This is a genomic window from Streptoverticillium olivoreticuli subsp. olivoreticuli (assembly GCF_003391135.1).
GTDB lineage: Bacteria > Actinomycetota > Actinomycetes > Streptomycetales > Streptomycetaceae > Streptomyces > Streptomyces blastmyceticus.
In genome coordinates, this window is sequence record NZ_CP031455.1 from 3,363,532 (window position 1) to 3,381,010 (window position 17,479).

At 70.8% G+C, this 17,479-nt stretch carries 17 protein-coding genes; 8 read left to right on the forward strand and 9 right to left on the reverse strand.

Translation table 11 applies throughout. The features are described 5' to 3' along the window. Positions 1 to 7: 7 nt before the first annotated feature. Complete coding sequence (locus DXZ73_RS14260) at positions 8 to 3,883, reverse strand: BTAD domain-containing putative transcriptional regulator (RefSeq protein ID WP_116211374.1); 3,876 nt, start codon at positions 3,881 to 3,883, stop codon at positions 8 to 10. 172 nt (positions 3,884 to 4,055) lie between these two features. Between DXZ73_RS14260 and DXZ73_RS14265 the strand changes: the two genes are divergently transcribed. Further along, on the forward strand, positions 4,056 to 4,862 hold the full coding sequence (locus DXZ73_RS14265; protein WP_116211375.1) for a site-2 protease family protein: 807 nt from the start codon (positions 4,056 to 4,058) through the stop codon (positions 4,860 to 4,862). Here the strand turns inward: DXZ73_RS14265 and DXZ73_RS14270 are convergent. Beyond that, positions 4,855 to 5,049 carry a hypothetical protein gene (locus DXZ73_RS14270; RefSeq protein ID WP_116211376.1) on the reverse strand — a complete coding sequence of 65 codons (195 nt, stop codon included), beginning with the start codon at positions 5,047 to 5,049 and terminating at the stop codon, positions 4,855 to 4,857. The genes DXZ73_RS14265 and DXZ73_RS14270 overlap by 8 nt on opposite strands. 312 nt (positions 5,050 to 5,361) lie before the next feature. Beyond that, the gene (npdG, locus tag DXZ73_RS14275) at positions 5,362 to 6,066 is read right to left on the reverse strand and encodes an NADPH-dependent F420 reductase (protein ID WP_116211377.1); all 705 of its coding nucleotides are present in this window, start codon (positions 6,064 to 6,066) and stop codon (positions 5,362 to 5,364) included. 162 nt (positions 6,067 to 6,228) lie between these two features. Here npdG and DXZ73_RS14280 point away from each other — a divergent pair, with 162 nt between their 5' ends. Next, positions 6,229 to 6,855, forward strand: a complete 627-nt coding sequence (locus DXZ73_RS14280; RefSeq protein ID WP_116211378.1) for a hypothetical protein — start codon at positions 6,229 to 6,231, stop codon at positions 6,853 to 6,855. A 67-nt stretch (positions 6,856 to 6,922) separates the two neighbouring features. Then, positions 6,923 to 8,272 (forward strand): MFS transporter, encoded by a 1,350-nt coding sequence (locus DXZ73_RS14285; protein ID WP_425315835.1) that lies wholly within the window; start codon positions 6,923 to 6,925, stop codon positions 8,270 to 8,272. Between the two features lie 168 nt (positions 8,273 to 8,440). On the opposite strand, the gene DXZ73_RS14290 is transcribed toward DXZ73_RS14285, so the two are convergent. Next, positions 8,441 to 8,668 carry a hypothetical protein gene (locus DXZ73_RS14290; RefSeq protein ID WP_116215613.1) on the reverse strand — a complete coding sequence of 76 codons (228 nt, stop codon included), beginning with the start codon at positions 8,666 to 8,668 and terminating at the stop codon, positions 8,441 to 8,443. Positions 8,669 to 8,737: 69 nt separating this feature from the next. On the opposite strand from DXZ73_RS14290, the gene map reads away from it, so the two are divergent. Beyond that, entirely contained in the window at positions 8,738 to 9,595 is an 858-nt protein-coding gene (gene map / locus DXZ73_RS14295; RefSeq protein WP_116211379.1) for a type I methionyl aminopeptidase, read from the forward strand. A gap of 146 nt (positions 9,596 to 9,741) precedes the next feature. Beyond that, the gene (locus DXZ73_RS14300; RefSeq protein WP_116211380.1) at positions 9,742 to 10,404 is read left to right on the forward strand and encodes a heme oxygenase (biliverdin-producing); all 663 of its coding nucleotides are present in this window, start codon (positions 9,742 to 9,744) and stop codon (positions 10,402 to 10,404) included. A gap of 22 nt (positions 10,405 to 10,426) precedes the next feature. Here the strand turns inward: DXZ73_RS14300 and DXZ73_RS14305 are convergent, their stop codons facing one another. After that, positions 10,427 to 11,287, reverse strand: coding sequence for a helix-turn-helix transcriptional regulator (locus DXZ73_RS14305; protein ID WP_205519168.1), 861 nt, complete (start codon positions 11,285 to 11,287; stop codon positions 10,427 to 10,429). Positions 11,288 to 11,440: 153 nt separating this feature from the next. Between DXZ73_RS14305 and DXZ73_RS14310 the strand changes: the two genes are divergently transcribed. Further along, on the forward strand, positions 11,441 to 12,256 hold the full coding sequence (locus DXZ73_RS14310; RefSeq protein ID WP_116211382.1) for an alpha/beta fold hydrolase: 816 nt from the start codon (positions 11,441 to 11,443) through the stop codon (positions 12,254 to 12,256). A 131-nt stretch (positions 12,257 to 12,387) separates the two neighbouring features. Here the strand turns inward: DXZ73_RS14310 and DXZ73_RS40280 are convergent, their stop codons facing one another. The 4 genes from DXZ73_RS40280 to DXZ73_RS14325 all read right to left on the reverse strand — a co-directional run bounded on the left by DXZ73_RS40280 (position 12,388) and on the right by DXZ73_RS14325 (position 15,146). Then, entirely contained in the window at positions 12,388 to 12,690 is a 303-nt protein-coding gene (locus DXZ73_RS40280; protein WP_338059121.1) for a DUF397 domain-containing protein, read from the reverse strand. Positions 12,691 to 12,693: 3 nt separating this feature from the next. Further along, positions 12,694 to 14,319 carry an HtaA domain-containing protein gene (locus tag DXZ73_RS14320; RefSeq protein ID WP_116211383.1) on the reverse strand — a complete coding sequence of 542 codons (1,626 nt, stop codon included), beginning with the start codon at positions 14,317 to 14,319 and terminating at the stop codon, positions 12,694 to 12,696. 411 nt (positions 14,320 to 14,730) lie between these two features. Beyond that, on the reverse strand, positions 14,731 to 14,904 hold the full coding sequence (locus tag DXZ73_RS38095; RefSeq protein ID WP_162890163.1) for a hypothetical protein: 174 nt from the start codon (positions 14,902 to 14,904) through the stop codon (positions 14,731 to 14,733). After that, the gene (locus DXZ73_RS14325) at positions 14,901 to 15,146 is read right to left on the reverse strand and encodes a hypothetical protein (RefSeq protein ID WP_116211384.1); all 246 of its coding nucleotides are present in this window, start codon (positions 15,144 to 15,146) and stop codon (positions 14,901 to 14,903) included. The genes DXZ73_RS38095 and DXZ73_RS14325 overlap by 4 nt, the downstream gene beginning before the upstream one ends. Positions 15,147 to 15,704: 558 nt before the next feature. On the opposite strand from DXZ73_RS14325, the gene DXZ73_RS14330 reads away from it, so the two are divergent. Next, positions 15,705 to 16,523 carry a helix-turn-helix domain-containing protein gene (locus DXZ73_RS14330; RefSeq protein WP_240351335.1) on the forward strand — a complete coding sequence of 273 codons (819 nt, stop codon included), beginning with the start codon at positions 15,705 to 15,707 and terminating at the stop codon, positions 16,521 to 16,523. A gap of 16 nt (positions 16,524 to 16,539) precedes the next feature. Further along, positions 16,540 to 16,749 carry a DUF397 domain-containing protein gene (locus DXZ73_RS14335; protein ID WP_116211386.1) on the forward strand — a complete coding sequence of 70 codons (210 nt, stop codon included), beginning with the start codon at positions 16,540 to 16,542 and terminating at the stop codon, positions 16,747 to 16,749. Positions 16,750 to 17,479 lie beyond the last annotated feature (730 nt).

Here is a 17,479-nt window from a genome sequence, read left to right on the forward strand (position 1 = left end):
CGTCGCGTCATACGAGGGCGGTGGCCTCCTCCAGGGTGAGGCCGCCGCCCTCGGCGTGCGCGCGCTCGTAGGCCGCGTCGCCCAGCACCGGGCGGGCCACCGACTCCGCGCGCTCCATGACCTCGCGCTCCAAGGACGTCGGAGGGAAGTCGACGGGACGCAGCCCCTCGGCGGCGCCCAGCAGGCGGGCCGCGGTGACGGCCCCTTCCGCGCCGCCCAGTTCGGCGTACGCCAGCGCCGCGTACTTCAGCTGCACCACGGCCAGCTGCGGCACGACGAGCTGCGCCAGCGGGTCCTCGGTCATCGCGAGCCCGGTCCGCAGCCTCGGCAGTGCTTCCGCGGGCTTGCCCTCCAGGACATCGAGCCAGCCGAGCTGACCGTGCATCATGCTCTGGAAGACCGCGAGGACGCCCTTGGTGAAGTCGGCCATCAGCTCGTCGAAGATCTCCCGCGCCTCCGCCGTGCGGCCGTCGCGGGCGATCCGGGTGGCGAGCTGGACCCGGGCGAAGGCGGAGGCCTCCGGGTTGGCCTTGTCGGCCTCCTCGATCGCGTGGCGGAGCAGCCGCTCGCCCTCCGCGAGGTCGATGGCCCCCGACTCCATCAGCGCCTCGGCCATCCGGCCGCGGAGCGCGGGCACCTCGCCCGGCGCGCCGAGCTCCAGCACCTGGTCGACGGCCTCGCGGTAGGCGTCCGCCGCGAGCGTGAACTCGCCCCGTCGCTCGTACGCCTCGCCGCGCCCCGACAGCGCCTCGGCCACGCCCCAGGCGTCCCCGAGCCGCCGGAAGATCTCCAGGGCCTCCTCGGCGTCCCGCGCGCCCTGATCGAGCCGCCCCTTGTGGTCGTTGAGGATCTTGGCGCGGAGCTGGAGGCTGTGGGCGAGCTCCCATTCGTAGCCGAGCTCGCGACAGCGCTCCACACCCGAGTTCACGGCCGCGTCCATGGCCTCGAAGTCGCCGGACAGCATGATCGCGAAGAACCACAGGAAGCCCGGCACGCGGCAGTTCTGCGGCTGCCCCTCGCCGTACGCCTCCAGGACGCCGCGCACCCGTCGCTGCGTCCCGGGCGTGCCGATCACCCGCATATCGCTCTCGACGTTGGCGAGCGCGATCATCCGCGCGCAGCGCCGGGCCTCGGTCAGCAGCTCCGGTGACATCGGAGGCGGGGCGTCGGTGCAGCCCACATACAGCGGAGGGGCCGGCTCCACGGGGTCGGCGAAGGGGTCGGGGCCCAGGGCCGCGGCCGCCTCCGCCCAGGTGCGGACGTCGCTGCGGTGGTCCCGCAGCTGCCAGAACCAGGCCAGGGAAAGCACCAGGCACAGCGCCTCCTGCTCGTCCCGCGCGGCGACGGCGCGCCGCAGTGCGGTGCGGAGGTTGTCGTGTTCGAGCTCCAGCCGGTCCAGCCAGGTGCGCTGCGCGGGCCCGCGCAGGAGGGGGTCGGCGGTGCGCGCGAGCTCCCGGTAGGCGACCAGGTGGCGGCGTTCGACGGCGGCGCGCTCCCCGGCCTCGTCCAGCCGCTCGGCGGCGTACTCCCCCACGGTCTCCAGCAGGCGGTAGCGCATGTCGCCGTCGGCTGTGGGCGCGGCGACGACCAGCGACTTGTCGACCAGCGAGCCGAGGAGAGCGGCGACGTCCCGCGCCCCGACGGCTCCCCCCGAGCACACCTCCTCGGCCTCGGCGAGGTCGCAGCCGCCGGAGAAGACGGACAGCCTGCGCAGGACGGCCCGTTCGGGCGCGTCCAGGAGGTCCCATGACCAGTCGACGACCGCGCGCAGGGTCTGCTGTCTGGGCAGGACCGTACGGCTGCCGGAGGTCAGCAGCCGGAAGCGGTCGTCGAGGCGGTCGGCGAGCCCTCGGGGGGTGAGCATCCGGAGCCGGGCGGCGGCCAGTTCGATGGCCAGCGGCAGCCCGTCCAGCCGCCGGCAGATCTCCGCGCACGCCTCGGGGTCGGCCTCGACGCGGAAGCCGGGGCGGGCGGCGGCGCCCCGGTCGGCGAGCAGCCGCAGCGCGACGGGGTCGGGCAGCGGCTCCACGGGCCGCACCAACTCGCCCGGTACGGCCAGGGGTTCGCGGCTCGTGGCGAGCACGGTCACGTCCGGGCAGTGCGCGAGGAGCGTCTCGGCGAGCCGGGCGGCGGCGTCGACGACGTGCTCGCAGTTGTCGAGCACGAGCAGCATGCGGCGCGGCGCGCAGTGCTCGGCGAGCCGGTCGAGCGGGTCGAGCGAGGCGGCCTCGGCGGCCCGTATCCCCTCGGCGGTGGTGCCGCGCACGACGGTCTCGCGCGCGCCCAGCGCGGTGAGCACGGCTTCCGGCACGGTGCCGGGGTCGTCGACGGGCGCGAGCTCGGCGAGCCAGACGCCGTCCGGCCAGCTCCCGTCCACGGCGGCGGCCGCCTCCGCGGCCTCCTGCGACAACCGCGTCTTCCCCGCCCCACCGGGCCCGAGCAACGTCACCAGCCGATGCCGCCCGAGATCGCCCCGTATCAGCTCCAGCTCCCCTTCCCGCCCGACGAAGGAGGTGAGCCGGGCCCGCAGGTTGCCCTGGCGGGCGGCGGGGACGCCGTGCGGCGCGCGCGGGCCGTACGAACGGGCCGTAGGGAGCGCGGGGGCGCCGTGGGGCGCGGGGGCGCCATCCGGCGCGGAGGCCGCGCCCGACAGGGGCGTGCTTTCGAGTGCGGGGCCGATGTCGGGGGTGTGAGCACCACCCGGCACGGAGCCGCCACCCGGCACGGGCAGGCCGTACGAACCGGGGGCCGCATGAGGCGTGGGAGTTCCCTGCGGCACGGAGGCGCCAAGCGGCGCGCGCAGGCCGTACGAATCAGGGGCGCCCTGCGGCGCGCGGGGCTCGCTCGACGCGGGCGCACCGTACGGCGTGGAGCCGCCGCCCTGCGCGTAGGCGCCGTACGACGCGGCTGCGCCCGGGGCCTCGGGCGCGGCGCCCGGGCCGAAGGCACCCCGCGGAGCGTGCGGCTCGTTCGGCGCCGCCGCGCCGCCCTGAACAGGAGCGTCGTGCGACGCCGGGGCACCGGAGGCCGCGGGCGCGGCGCCCCGCGGCGCGAGAGTTCCGCCCGGCGCCGTCGCGCCGCCCCAAGTGGAAGCGCCTTGCGGCCGCCCGGGCGCGCCGTGGGGCGCCTCCGCTCCCCCGGAGGGGCCCGGCCGAGTCGGGTCCGCACCCGCCAGCAACTCCGCGTGCAGGGCGCGCAGTTCGGGGCCGGGGTCCGCGCCCAGGCGGTCGGCTATCGCCGTGCGGACCGTCTCGTACACCGCGAGGGCCTCCGCCGGGCGGCCCGCGGCGCGCAGGGCGCGGAGGTGGAGGGCGTGGAGCGGTTCGTCCAAGGGGTGGTCGGCGCAGAGCTCGGCCAGTTCGGGCAGGATCCGCTCCGCGCGCCCGAGGGCGACCGCGGCGGCGAGCTGCCCGCGTCGGGCGTCGAGGCGCCCCGCCTCGTAGCGGCCCGCCAGGGCCGAGCGGCCGGGCAGATCGGCCAGGACGGGCCCGCGCCAGAGGGCGAGGGCCTCGCCGAGCAGGGCGGCGGCCCGCTCCGGGTCGCCGTCGGCGAGCGCCGCCGCGCCCTCGTCGGCCAGCCGACGGAAGCGGTGGAGGTCGACGTCGCCGGGTTCGGCGCACAGGCGGTAGCCACCGTCCGCGGAGGCCACCGCGTCGGCGCCGAGCGCGCGCCGCAGCCGTCCGACGAGCGCCTGGAGGGCCCCGGCCGCGTCGGCGGGCGGCTCGCCGTCCCAGACGGCGTCGATCAGCGCCTCCGTGGTGCGGGTGCGCCCCGGGTGCAGGGCGAGCGCCGCGAGGAGCGCGCGCAGCCTGGGGCCGCCGACGGCCGTGGGACGGCCGTCGGCGGAATGGGCCTGGGTGGTGCCGAGGATGCCGTAACGCACAGCCCCATTCTCCCCCTGCCCGTCCACCCGGTTTTTCCCCGCCCGCCGCAAGCGTTGCACCGAGGGGGAGGGGAGGAAGTACGGTTCGCCCCGTACGTTCGTACACCCGGGGCATTCCCGGCAGCACTGGAATTCCCGGCAACACTGGCCAAACCCTCAGGAGCGCACACCTATGTCGACAGCGACCCGCGGCGAACGGCGCGTGAGCCCCGTCTTCCTCGCCCTCGTCGCCATCATGGCGGTCTCCATATGGGCGGTGTGGACGGACTTCTCGGCGAGCCCCGGCTTCGCCGTCTTCCTCTTCATCGTCTCGGGCTGGATCGTCTCGCTCTGCCTGCACGAGTACGCGCACGCGCGCACGGCCCTGTTCGGCGGCGACATCTCGGTGGGGGCGAAGGGCTATCTGACGCTCGACCCGCTGAAGTACACGCACGCCGTGCTGAGCATCGTGCTGCCGGTGATCTTCGTGATCATGGGCGGGATCGGCCTGCCGGGCGGCGCGGTGTTCATCGAGCGGCACCGCATCAGCGGCCGCTGGCGGCACAGCCTGGTCTCGGCGGCGGGCCCGCTGACCAACGCCCTGTTCGCGGCCGTCGTCGCGGCGCCCTTCTGGCTGGGCACGATGGACGGCGTACCGGACCACTTCCGCTACGCGCTGGGCTTCATGGTGCTGCTCCAGGTCACCGCGGCGATCCTGAACGCCCTGCCGGTGCCGGGCCTGGACGGCTACGGCGTGATCGAGCCGTGGCTGTCGTACAGGATCCGGCGGCAGGTCGAGCCGTTCGCACCCTTCGGCCTGCTCGCGGTCTTCGGCTTCCTGTGGATCCCCGAGGTGAACCACGCCTTCTTCGACATGATCAACTCGGTGCTGCGCGGCCTGGGCGTGACGGAGTGGGACACCTACTGGGGGCGGCAGCTGTTCCGCTTCTGGCAGGGCACGCCGGACATCCCGCGCATCAGCGACCTCGTCGTCAGCTGACGCCGACGCCCTGCTCGGCGGCGCGGTCGTTCTTCGCCTTGCGCACGTAGTACCAGGCGATGTTGGACGAGACGCCGAGCAGCAGCACCCAGACGATGCCGAGCCAGCTGCCCTGGGCGAACGAGACGACGGCCGCCACCGTCGCGAGGACGCATACGGCGATGGCGTAGAGAGCGAGGCGGGGCATGGGGGACGGCTCCTGTCCGGGGGCGCATGTGCGTACGTTCCCGGCCATTGTCCCCCACGCGTTCGCTGCGCTTTGCGGGCGGCTCGTGGTTCGGGCCATTGTCCGTGCCGCCTGCGGCGGAGCGCCCTGCGGGCGCGGCCTCAAGCGCCGGCCGGGCTGGGTTTTGGGCTCGTCACCGTTGCCACAGGTCGGAGCCGTGCCGCTCCGGGGTTGGGGGCACCTCCCAGCGGTAGCTGGGGGAGGGACTGCTTCGCTTTACGTCCCGCGCCAACCCTGCGCGTCCCGCCCCCTCAAGCCGTGGACGCCGTACGTCTAGACGTCGGTCACGCGCAGACCGGCATGTGCCTTGTAGCGGCGGTTCACGGAGATCAGGTTGGCGACCAGCGACTCCACCTGGTGGGCGTTGCGCAGCCGGCCCGCGAAGACTCCGCGCATGCCGGGGATGCGGGCGGCCAGGGCCTGGACGATGTCCGTGTCGGCCCGCGCCTCGCCGAGCACCATCACATCGGTGTCGATCTCGGCGATCTCCGGGTCGGACAGCAGCACTGCGGACAGGTGGTGGAAGGCGGCGGTGACACGGGAGTCCGGCAGCAGGGCGGCCGCCTGCTCGGCGGCGCTGCCCTCCTCCGGCTTCAGCGCGTAGGCGCCCTTCTTGTCGAAGCCGAGCGGGTTGACGCAGTCGATCACGAGCTTCCCGGTGAGCTCCTCGCGCAGCGACTCCAGGGTCTTCGCGTGCCCGTCCCACGGCACGGCGACGATCACGATGTCACTGCGCCGCGCGCACTCGCTGTTGTCCGCGCCCTCGATGCCCAGGCCCAGCTCCTCGGCGGCGGTCCGCGCGCGCTCGGCGGCACGCGACCCGATGATCACCCGCTGCCCGGCCTTCGCCAGCCGGTAGGCGAGCCCGCGGCCCTGGTCACCGGTACCGCCGAGCACACCGACGGTCATGCCGGAGACGTCGGGCAGGTCCCAAGGGTCCTTGGCGGGGGCCTTCTTCGTGTCGTCAGAAGTAGTCATGCGGGCGATCCTGTCATGTGGGTGCGGAGCGAGCGCCTCCGGCGGATTCAGCCCGTCCGGCATTTGAGGACGCACCCACGGCCGGCACAGCGAGAGGCCCATACGGGTGAGAGCGGGGGAACCCCGAACCGAGCCGCCCCCACCCCCGCCAAAATCAACCCCATGGATGCCGTACGCGTCGCACTCCTCCGCGAAGTCCTCGCCGGAACGGAATGGCTCCAGTCCACCCGCCGCTTCGCGGGAACGCTCCGGACCTCGGTCACCCGCCACCACGGCGGCCTGCTCCTCGTCGGCACCGCGGAGTACGAACCCTGGCACCTGGCCGCCCACTTGGACGACGAGGCCGCCTGGTCCGGCCTGCCCGAGCTCTCCCCCACGCTCGTGCGCCACCGGGTCCCGCCCGGCGTCCCGGCACATCTGTCGGTGGGACTCGGCCGGCTCGCGGCGGCCCGGCGGGGCGAGACGCTGCTGGTGGTGACGGCGCAGCGGCCCGGCGAGGAGCTGCTGGAGCGGGTGCACGACGTGCGCCGCGGCGGGGCGACCGTGCTCGCCCTGGACGGCACCCCCGACGGTACGGACTCCGAGCTGTGCGCCCTCGCCCACGACCGGCTGACCGTCCCCGCCTCGCCGTCCTCGACGACGACGGAGCTCGACCTCGACACCGTGCAGCACCTGGTCAGCGCCGCAGCCGGGGAGAACAGCCTGCCCACGCCGCGCGGCCGCCGCTTCCGCGACCGGCTGGCCCGGCTCGCGGACCAGCTGACGGCCCCACCGCCGCCTCGCTGGTAGCACTCGCTGTAGCAGTCGAACAAAAACGGTTTGCTCCCCCTGGCCCGATTACGGACCATGGTCTCCCGTGACTGCGCAAGACCCCCCTTCCGAACCCTCCGCTCCTTCCACCCCTTCCGCCCCCGAGCCGGGCCGCCGCCACCTGCGCGCGCTGCTGCCGGACCTGTCCCCCTGGCACGCCTCCCCCGACTTCCGCCGGATGTGGCTGGCCGGGCTGGTGACGGTCTTCGGCACGTTCCTGACCTTCATCGCGGTGCCCCTCCAGCTCAAGGAGCTGACCGGTTCGGCACTCGCCGTCGGCGCGGTCGGCGCGGTCGAGCTCGTCCCGCTGATCGTCTTCGGCCTGTACGGCGGAGCGCTCGCCGACGCGCTCGACCGCCGCAAGCTGATCCTGTGGACCGAGGCCGGGCTCGGGGTCCTGTCGGTGATCCTGCTGCTCAACACGCTGCTGCCGGACCCGATGATCTGGCCGCTGTATGTGGTGGCGGCGCTGACCAGCGCCCTGAGCGGACTCCAGCGCCCCGCGATGCAGGCGATCGTGCCGCGCATCGTCGCGCACGACCAGCTGCCCGCGGCCATCGCCCTGAACTCGATGCGCTGGCAGATCGGCGCCATCGTGGGCCCGTCCGTGGCCGGCCTGATCATCGCCTTCGCGGGGCTCCCCTGGGCGTACTCGCTGGACATCGCCTCGTACGCGGTCTCCGGCCTGCTGCTGCTCCGCCTCGCGCCCTCCCCCGCCGCGCGCGAGGCGGAGAAGCCGTCGCTGCGCGGCATCCTGGAGGGCGGCCGCTACGCGTGGAGCCGCAAGGAGCTGCTCGGCACGTACGCCATCGACATGGCCGCCATGCTGTTCGCCTTCCCCACCGCGATCTTCCCCTTCCTCGCGGACGACCTGGGCGCGCCCTGGGCGCTGGGCCTGATGTACGCGGCCGGCGCGGTCGGCTCCCTGGTGGTGAGCCTGACCAGCGGCTGGGTCTCCCGGATCCACCGGCACGGCCGGATGGTGGTGTACGCGGCGCTCGGCTGGGGCGCGGCGATGGCCGTGGCGGGCTGGATGCACAACGTCTGGCTGGTGCTGCTCTTCCTCGCGGTGGCGGGCGGCTGCGACATGGTGAGCGGCCTCTTCCGCTCGGCCATCTGGGACCAGACGATCCCGGACGAACTGCGCGGCCGCCTGGCCGGCATAGAAATGCTGTCCTACTCCCTGGGCCCCCAGATCGGCCAGGTCCGCGCGGGCGGCATGGCGTCCCTCACGAACGCACGGACGTCGGTGTGGGCGGGTGGCGTGGCATGCGTGGCCTCGGTGGGCTTGCTGGCGCTGGCACTCCCGAAGCTGATGGCTTACGACGGGCGGACGGACGAGCACGCGGTGCGGTTGCGTGCGCGCAAGGCGGCGGAGGTGGCGGAGGCCGCGTAATCCTCCTCAATCGCCGGACGGGCTGAGTTCAGCCTGTCCGGCGATTGAGGACAGCGCGCGAAGCGTGCTCCGGGGTCTGGGGCGAAGCCCCCCACGCGGCGGAGCCGCAAATCGGATGCAGCCGGGAAGGGGCGGGGTAGGGGAACAAAGCCCGCCACAAGCGCGGCCCTACTCGCCGGACGGACGCCCCCCGTCATCGTTCCAGCGAGGGTCCTCCTGCCACTCCTCATTGCGCTGCCGCGCCGTCTCCATCGCGTGAGCCGCCTCCTCACGCGTCTCGTACGGCCCCATCCGATCCGCGGCCCTGCACTCCGGCCCCTCCTCCACCACGCCATGCTTGAGGCAGTAGTACCACTCGCCCGCCTTGCCGACCGCGCGCTTCTTGAACAGTGCCATCAGGTCTCCCATTGCTCTTCGAGCTCTCGCCCACATGCTCCCCGACGCGCCCTGGATACACTCGCTGACATGTCTGGCCAGTCGCTTCTCACTCCGGGGACGCTCTCCCCCATCCGCCCCGTACCCGCCTCGATCCCTCGGCCCGAGTACGTCGGCAAGGACACTCCGACGCCGTACGACGGCCCCGAGGTCCAGAGCGCCGAAACGATCGAGCGGATGCGGATCGCGGGCCGCATCGCCGCGCGGGCGATGGAGGAGGCGGCCAAGCTCATCGTCCCGGGCGTGACGACGGACGAGCTGGACCGGGTCGCGCACGAGTACATGTGCGACCACGGCGCCTACCCCTCCACGCTCGGCTACCGCGGCTTCCCCAAGTCGCTGTGCGCCTCCGTGAACGAGGTGATCTGCCACGGCATCCCGGACTCGACCGTGCTGCGCGACGGCGACATCGTCAATCTCGACGTGACGGCCTTCATCGGCGGTGTGCACGGCGACAACAACGCCACCTACCTGTGCGGCGACGTGGACGAGGAGTCCCGTCTGCTGGTCGAGCGGACGCGCGAGGCGCTCAACCGCGCGATCAAGGCGGTCAAGCCCGGCCGCCGGATCAACATCATCGGCCGGGTCATCGAGTCGTACGCCAAGCGCTTCGGCTACGGCGTCGTCCGCGACTTCACCGGGCACGGCATCAACTCGTCCTTCCACTCCGGCCTGATCGTCCCGCACTACGACAGCCCGCACCACGACACCCTGATCCAGCCCGGGATGACCTTCACCATCGAGCCGATGCTGACGCTGGGGACGTACGAGTACGACATGTGGGCGGACGGCTGGACGGTCGTCACGAAGGACCGCAAGCGGACCGCGCAGTTCGAGCACACGCTGGTGGTGACGGACTCCGGGACGGAGATCCTCACCCTCCCTTAGGGCGGCCGGGGGCGGTAAGGTTTTACCGACAGCACGTCGGGAAACCTATTGACTTAGGCAAGCCTAAGTAGAGACAATCGGTGACGTCGGCGCGCCCCCGCGCGCTCGTCCCGCCGCCCCCGCCCCCAGGTCTCCGGAGGTCCGCCTTGGACGCGCCCGCCACCACGCCGTTCTCCACGCTGATCCGCACCGCCTCGCACGAGCAGCACACGGAGGCCGAGAACTCGTCGTTCATGAGCGACATGCTCGGCGGGCGGCTCGGCGTCGCCGCCTACCGCCGCTACACGGAACAGCTCTGGTTCGTCTACCGCGCCCTGGAATCCGCCTCGGCGGCCCTCGCGGACGACCCGGTCGCGGGCCCCTTCATACGCCCCGAGCTGACCCGCACACCCGAGCTGGAGCGCGACCTGGCCCACCTCGGCGGACCCGACTGGCGTACGAACCTGGAGCCGCTCCCGGCGACCGCCGCGTACGCCGCCCGCGTGGAGGAATGCGCCCGCGACTGGCCCGCCGGCTACGTCGCCCACCACTACACCCGCTACCTGGGCGACCTCTCCGGCGGCCAGATCATCCGCGGCACCGCCGAAAAGACGTGGGGCTTCGCCCGCAAGGGCGACGGTGTCCGCTTCTACGTCTTCGAGGGCATCGGCAACCCGGCAGCGTTCAAGCGGGAGTATCGCGAGCTTCTCGACGCACTGCCGGTGGACGACCTGGAGAAGCAGCGGGTGGTGGACGAGTGCAAGCGCGCTTTCGCGCTGAACACCGGGGTGTTCCTTGAGCTGGGCCGGGAATTCCCGCTGAGCGCGTAGCTCTTCTGCGGTTGCGGGGCCGTCAGCCGGTCGTGGTGAACTGGCCGGTGCCCACAACCTTGAGCAGGGCGAGGCGCTCGGCGGCGTCACTGCCGGCCGGCGGGGTGTACAGGACCACGCGTTGGTCGCCCTCCGGCGCGAGCAGCACCTGGCAGTCCAGGTCGACCGGGCCGATCAGCGGGTGCAGGACGCGCATGCGCGAGGCCCGGCGTACGGCAACCTCGTGCAGTTCCCACAGAGCACCGAACTCCTCACTGGCCTCTCGCAACCGTTCGACCAGGCGTGTGGCGGCGGTGTCGCCCGCGCGTCGGCCCACGGCCGCCCGCAGGTCGGCAACATGCAGTCGGCTGTAGTAGCCGTGCTCGTCGGCCGGGTATGCGGCGCGTTGCCCGGGGTCGGTGAACCAGCGCCAGACCACGTTGCGCCCGTGCTCGGATACCTCGCACACCCCGCCCAGCAGGGTCCGGGCCATCGCGTTCTGGACCAGTACGTCGCCGAGGTCGCTGATGACCTGGACCGGTGTGGCCGGAAGCTGGTCCAGCAGGTGCAGCAGCCCCGGACTCACATGGTCGCCGCTGGTCCGGCCGGCGGGCGGGCGCCGGCCTGCGAGGAGGTGGAGGTGGTCGCGTTCGTCGGCGCTCAGGCGCAGGGCGCGGGCCAGAGCGGCGAGCATCTCCGGCGATGGCTGCGGGCCGCGGGCCTGTTCAAGGCGGATGTAGTAGTCGGCGGACATGCCGGCGAGCTGGGCGACCTCCTCGCGGCGCAGACCCGGGGTACGGCGCCGGGGGCCGACCGGCAGACCCACGTCCTGCGGGCGCAACCGCTCCCGGGAACGGCGAAGGAAGTCGGCGAGTTCGGCACGGTCGATCGTCATGGTGATCATCCTGCCGGACCACCCCGGACCGAACCAGGGACTGCCGGTCCCAGGGTCGAGAAGGCTCTCCCGGCACTGGCGCGGCGAGGGCAATGTGGGTCGGGCCGGAGCGGCAGTCGCCCCGGTCACAGCAGCCGCAGCGACATCCGCAAGGAGCACCTCATGGCCACCGTCACCGTCAACGGCGCCCAGGTCCACTACGAGCAGGTCGGCTCGGGCCCCGCACTCGTCCTGGTCCACGGCACCGGATCGGCGGGTGCCGCCGTCAACTGGGGGCAGACCACCCCCCGGTTCACCCCGCACCGCACCGTGATCACCCCCGACCTCTCGGGAACCGAAGCCACTGTCGACGACGGCGCCCCGCTGACCACCGAAGGACTCGCCGCCCAGGTCATCGCCGTCATCGAGGACGCGGCAAACGGGCCGGTCGACCTGCTCGGCTTCTCCATGGGCGCCACGGTCGCCGCCGCCGTCGCGGCGCTCCGCCCCGACCTCGTACGACGGCTGATCCTGGTGGCCGGCTGGGCACACACCGACGGCGACGAGTACTTGCGCAGCCTCTTCACCCTCTGGCAGGCCCTCGGCACGTCCGACCCCGTGTCCTTCGGCCGCGCCGTGGCCATGACCGGGTTCAGCCGCGGCTTCCTCAACACCATCGGCCGCGAACAGTTCGAAGCCCTGATCCCGAACATGCCACCCACCGAGGGGACCCTGCGCCACATCGCCTACGACCTCCAGGCGGACATCCGTCCCCTGCTCCCGCGCATCCAGGCTCCCACCCTCGTCATCGGCTGCACCCAGGACATCACGGTCCCGGTCGAACACAGCCGCGCCCTCCACGTCGCGATCACGGGCAGCGCATACGCCGAGATCGACTCGGGTCACGTGGTGTTCTTCGAACAGGAGGACGTCTTCGTCAAGCTCGTAACCGACTTCATCGAAGGCCCTTCCACAACGCCCGCCACGACCGACGCGTGATCGGGTACAGCCCGCGACGTGAGCCGCGCAGAAGCTGGAACGGCTCGACGCTGAAAACGCCCGCCGGGTGGAACAGTGGGAAGCGGAGTACGACCCCATGAAGGACGCATAGCGGGCCCAGCGCGCGGTCCCTACGTGAACGTGTCGCCCCGGACGGCGGAGACAAATGAGGACCAGGCGCTGGGCGGGAGCATGAGCGCGGGGTTCTGCGGGGTTTTGCTGTCACGGACGGGGACGACGCCGGAGGCCGCGAATGCGGGGGCCCATTCGACGCAGGTTCCGCCGTTCAGCCCGTCCGGCGTTTGAGGACGCGCCCGCAGGGTGCCCCCGCCGCAGGCGGCGAACCAGCCAGCAGCCGGGGGCCCGGGGCACGCGCCCCAGTTCAGGAAGGGGCAGGGCTGGGGAACAAACAACGGCACCCCGCCCCCACTCACGCGTCAGCCCTGCTGGTTCACCCGACGGCGCCGCGCCGCGTACACCGCACTGCCACCGACGGCGATCAGCGCGGCGGCGCCACCGAGGAGCGGGCCGGTGGGCGTGTTCGCACCGGTGGACGCGAGCGAGCCGGAGGCGGTGGTGTCGGTGGTCGTGCCGCCAGTCGTGGAGCCGGTGCCGCCCGTGGTGGACGTGGTGTTGGTTGCGGTCGTGCCGGTGCTGCTGGTGGTGTCCGTGCTCTTGTCGGGGCCGGTGCCAGACGGAGCGTCAGGAAGCTTGGCGTTCTTGTCGGTTGCGACCGCGATCGTCAGCGGGTCCAGGGCGTCGCCCTCCTTCAGGATCTGGCCATTCTTGAACTTGAACGCCTTCGCCCCGGCCTCCGTCAGCGTCGCCGGGACCGCCGACAGCGTCACCACACCGTCCTTGACCTTCGGGAAATCCCCGGAGAGCGCCAGCTTGGCGAGCGGGATGGGCTTGGCGCTCCGGTTGGACGTGGCAGTGATCGTGCCGGCCTTGCCCTCCACATCGATCTGGAGGTCCGTGAGCTTCAGGTCCACGCCGCCTCCGCGGGCGGTGAATCGGACCTCGCCAGCGAACTTGGCGTTCAGCGAAGAGTTCGTGGCGTCATAGAAGCCCTTACCTTTGGAAAAGCGGTATCCCCCCTTGAAGGACTGCGCGCCGCCGGAAGTCACGGCCTGGCCGCTCGTGTTGTCGATGTACTTGCGGAAGGTTTCCGACAGCCCCCAGTCGAGGTTGCCGTCGAAGAGCTCTACACCCTTCTTGTCCTTCTCCCCGCCGACCTGACCCTGGCCTTGACCTTGATTCGCACCACCAGTGGCCTGACCTGCGCCATCGCCGACCTGACCTGCACCGTCACCACTGCCCTGGCCGCTCGTCGGCGGCTTCACCGAGAAGTCGAGCGAGTCGAGTTCGTCGCCCACCTTGTAGGGCTTCTCGTCGCCCACGTACGCAAATGCCTCCACCCCGCCCGCCGCCAGCTTCACGGGTATCTTCTTGAAGGTGTAGACGCCCTCCGAGGCGGTGCGCTCGACGTGCTCCAAGGTGGCGATGATCACGTCCTTCACGGGGTTGCCAGCACCCTTCGTGACGGTGGCCCTGATCTCGCCCGCCTTCCCCTTGGTCGCGGTGACGACCTTCAGATCGGAGAGCTTGACGTCGAGCTTGAAGCCGTGTTCCGCGTCCCCGTGCCCCTTGAAGTGCACGCTGCCCTTGAAGGTCGCGGTGACCGAGTCGGCCGACTTGTCGTAAGTGCCGTTGCCCTCGGCAAAGGTGAAGACGCCATTGTCCTTGGCCTGCGGGACCCCCTCAATCTGGATCTTCCCAGCCTTGTGCTCGTCACGGAGCGACTGCTTCACCCCCCATTCAAGGTTGCCGACCTTGAGCTCCGACTTCGGCGCCTCGCTCGACGGCGGGACCTCGACCGACTTCGGGGCGGCGCCGCCCACCTTCGACGCATCGACTGAAGCCGACGCCGGAGCCGACGCCTCGCCCTGCTGCTGAGCATTCGGCGGCTCCGCCGCAAACGCAGGCGCAGTCAACACAGTCGCCCCAAGGGCAGTCGCCGTGGCCAGCGCGGCGAGCGCGGCACGGCGTGCGGTGACGGTCATGTTTGGTTCTCCTAGAGAAACTTGAGACAACTGGGATCAGAGTTTGACCTCCATGACATCAGGTCGCCGGGGACCGGGGAAGGCCCGGGTCGGCCGTGGCGCATGGGGGGACGTCACGGACGACACCGGGCAGGCCGGTCATTCGCCTGAAACGGAATCAGATGCCCCCGTTGCGGGCGCCGTACGACGCCGCCGGATCACCAGGAAAACCGCACCCGCCACCACCAACGCACCCACCCCCGCAACCACAACCGGAAGCACCGGGAAGGAGCCAGACGAGAAGGACGGCCGACACCGGCTCGGTGGTTTTCAGCACGTGGCACATCTCGAAGCCACGCCCGCGCACCGTGGGGCAGTGCGCGGGCGTGGCTGGTCAATATGAGATGTTCCGACGTCCCCTCACAGGGACCGTCATGCGTGCGCCTCCCAGATATGGACGCCCATGGCCTCGATCATCTTCATGACCGTCTGGCGATCGCCGTCCGCCAGCGCTTGCGCCCTCTTGCGCTTGATCTCCCAGCACCCCTGGCACCGAGGGGACCGGGGCTCGGACGGCGTTGCGTGTTCGGTGACCTTGTCGCTCATGCCAGGCCCCGCTCTCGCCTGCTCCGATCGTTGACCTCGGTCGCTTTCCCCCGCAGTTCGTCACTGGCGGTCGCCGGACGGACGTCACAAGGGAACGCCTCCCACTCCCGCCCGCCGGCCGGGGGCCGCAACGCCAACCGCCCACCGGCGAAGGCCATCACCTCACCGATGCGATCCCGCCGGACGTCGACGACCAACGCCCCGACGTCGGGTACCCGCGCGGCTCCCTCGGCGGCTGTCATCGGCTCACCTCCGCGCCGCGCGACTGCCGAGGCCGAAAGTCGATTCCGTGCGCTGTGACCCACAGGAAGTGGGTGCTGCTTTCGATGGACGGATCCGCGAGTTGCAGCGCACTCGGCGCCGGGTTCACTGATAGTGAGGCGGGCGCCTTCACCGTCCGGACGGTGCGACAGGCTTGAGGGTCGGAACCGGAGATGCCGGGCGCGGAGATCGCTCTCAGCCACCCGAACCATCGGCAGATAAGGTCGTACATGTCAGCGCTCCTATACAGCGTTGGCCATGCCCCGGGGCCGTGTCAGCGGCCGCCGGGGTCTGTCGTTTGGGCATGACGCCATCAAGATCACCCCTGTGTGACGCATTCGTCGCACGGAGCAACCGTTGAGGCCAGGATGCACCCACGCGCCAGGAGCACGCAACAAGTGAGAACGCATACATTGCAAACGCGGACTCACCTTGCAGCACAGGGGGGTTGGCAGACAGAATCTCGAAGCCTCGGTGCAGATTGAAGGGTGGAGGGCATGCCAGCCAGACGGCAGACGCCTACGATCCGACTCCGGCGCTTGGCCGCGGAGTTGCGTCGGATACGCACTGGAGCGGGACTGACCCGGGAACATGTCACCGAGCACACGGGCATCAATGCGGCAACGCTCTACCGGATCGAAACGGCGCGCGCCCGGCCGCAGCGGCGAACTTTGATCGCCCTGCTCGACCTGTACGAGGTGCCCGAGCCCCGCCGCAGCGCGGTCCTGCTGCTCATTCAGGACGTGGGCAGCCAGGGCGGGCTGCGGGCGATCCACAGCGAACTCCGCGACGAATACGTCGCATACATCAGCTTCGAGGCCGAGGCGCGGGAGGTGCGCAACTACGAATCTCTGTTCATCCCTGGACTACTCCAGACCGAGGGCTACGCCCGCGCCGTGATCAGCAGTGCGTTCCCTGCAGCCGCCGCCAGGGAAGTCGAGCATCGAGTCCAAGCCCGGGGTGAGCGAAAGGCCGTTCTCTCAAAGAACGAACCGTTGCAGATGTGGGCAGTTATGGACGAGGCAGCCTTACGGCGCATGGTCGGCGGCCCAAGAGTTATGCGCGAACAGCTGCAGCACCTCACAGCGATGGCCGAGGAGCCGCATATTGCGCTTCAGATCATCCCGTTCAGTGCCGGAGCACATGCAGGGATGCCCGGCTCGTTCGTACTGATGAGCTTCCCTGACGTAGAAGACCCTGAGATTATCTACGTCGACAGCATGGCCGGTGACCTCTTCCTCGAATCCGAAGCAGAGGTGCGTCGGTACGAGGCGATCTTCGACAGGCTCTGCGCCTTGGCTTTGAGCCCTGACGCCACGTCGCGATTGATCGCCGCACTAGCCAAGGAGGAGCAGTGATAGGGGAGATACCGTCATGAACACGGTGGACCTCTTCGAAGCCAAATGGAGAAAGAGTTCCTACAGCAGCGGCGAAGGCCAATGCGTCGAGATCGCGTTTCTACGTGAGGTGGTGGCGACGCGTGACAGCAAGACCCCCCATGGTTCAGTGCTCGCCTTCAGCGCCGGCACGTGGTCGGTGTTCACGGCCGGGATCAAGGCGGGAGCCTTCCGGGGCACACTTTGATCGCACCGCGTCGGCCAACGTTCGCGGGTGGCGCAGGCTCAACCGCCCGCACCCAGCTGGCGGGCGCGCAGCAGCGGCCGCAATGCCGCACCGCAAAGCGGCGTCGGGCTCGCATGGTCGGGAATCGGTGATGACCAAGCCGAACTGAAGAGGTCCCACCCGACCGAATCTGGTGGGACCTCCTCGACTTCGAAAGTCAAAATCAGCAATCCGTCGCCGTCCTCAGCACTCGGACGATCTCCAGATCCACGTCGAGTGCACCGAGTCGAGCCGGGATCACGCTGGTCGTCGATCACGGCGACACGGAACATCTTGCCAACGATGACGCCGAACCCCTTCACCACCCGCCCTATTCAGCTCCCGGTCAATCCGAATCGAAACCTTTGGGATCGGCCCCAGAAGGCTTCACACCCAAACACGCCACAATCCTTTCAAGGTCAGCGGTCAAGAAAAGCTGAAAATAATACCCCCCTCCGGGGCGATCGTCCACATACCCGATAGCTAGCTCTGGTTCCGTGCAATCCGTCAGGTCGGCAACCGCATCACCGAATCCGATCGACGGCTGCCCGATTCTATCGGCGGCTCTCATTCGGCGAGAGTAGATGGAGGCCAAACGCGTGGTCGGTGTACCTCCATCCCATACCTCGAATTCTGCACCGCCAGCCAAAGCGGATCTACAGAGAAGGGAGGTCCTGCCATCGCCTGCGAGGAGGCCGATGAGCTGCAACCT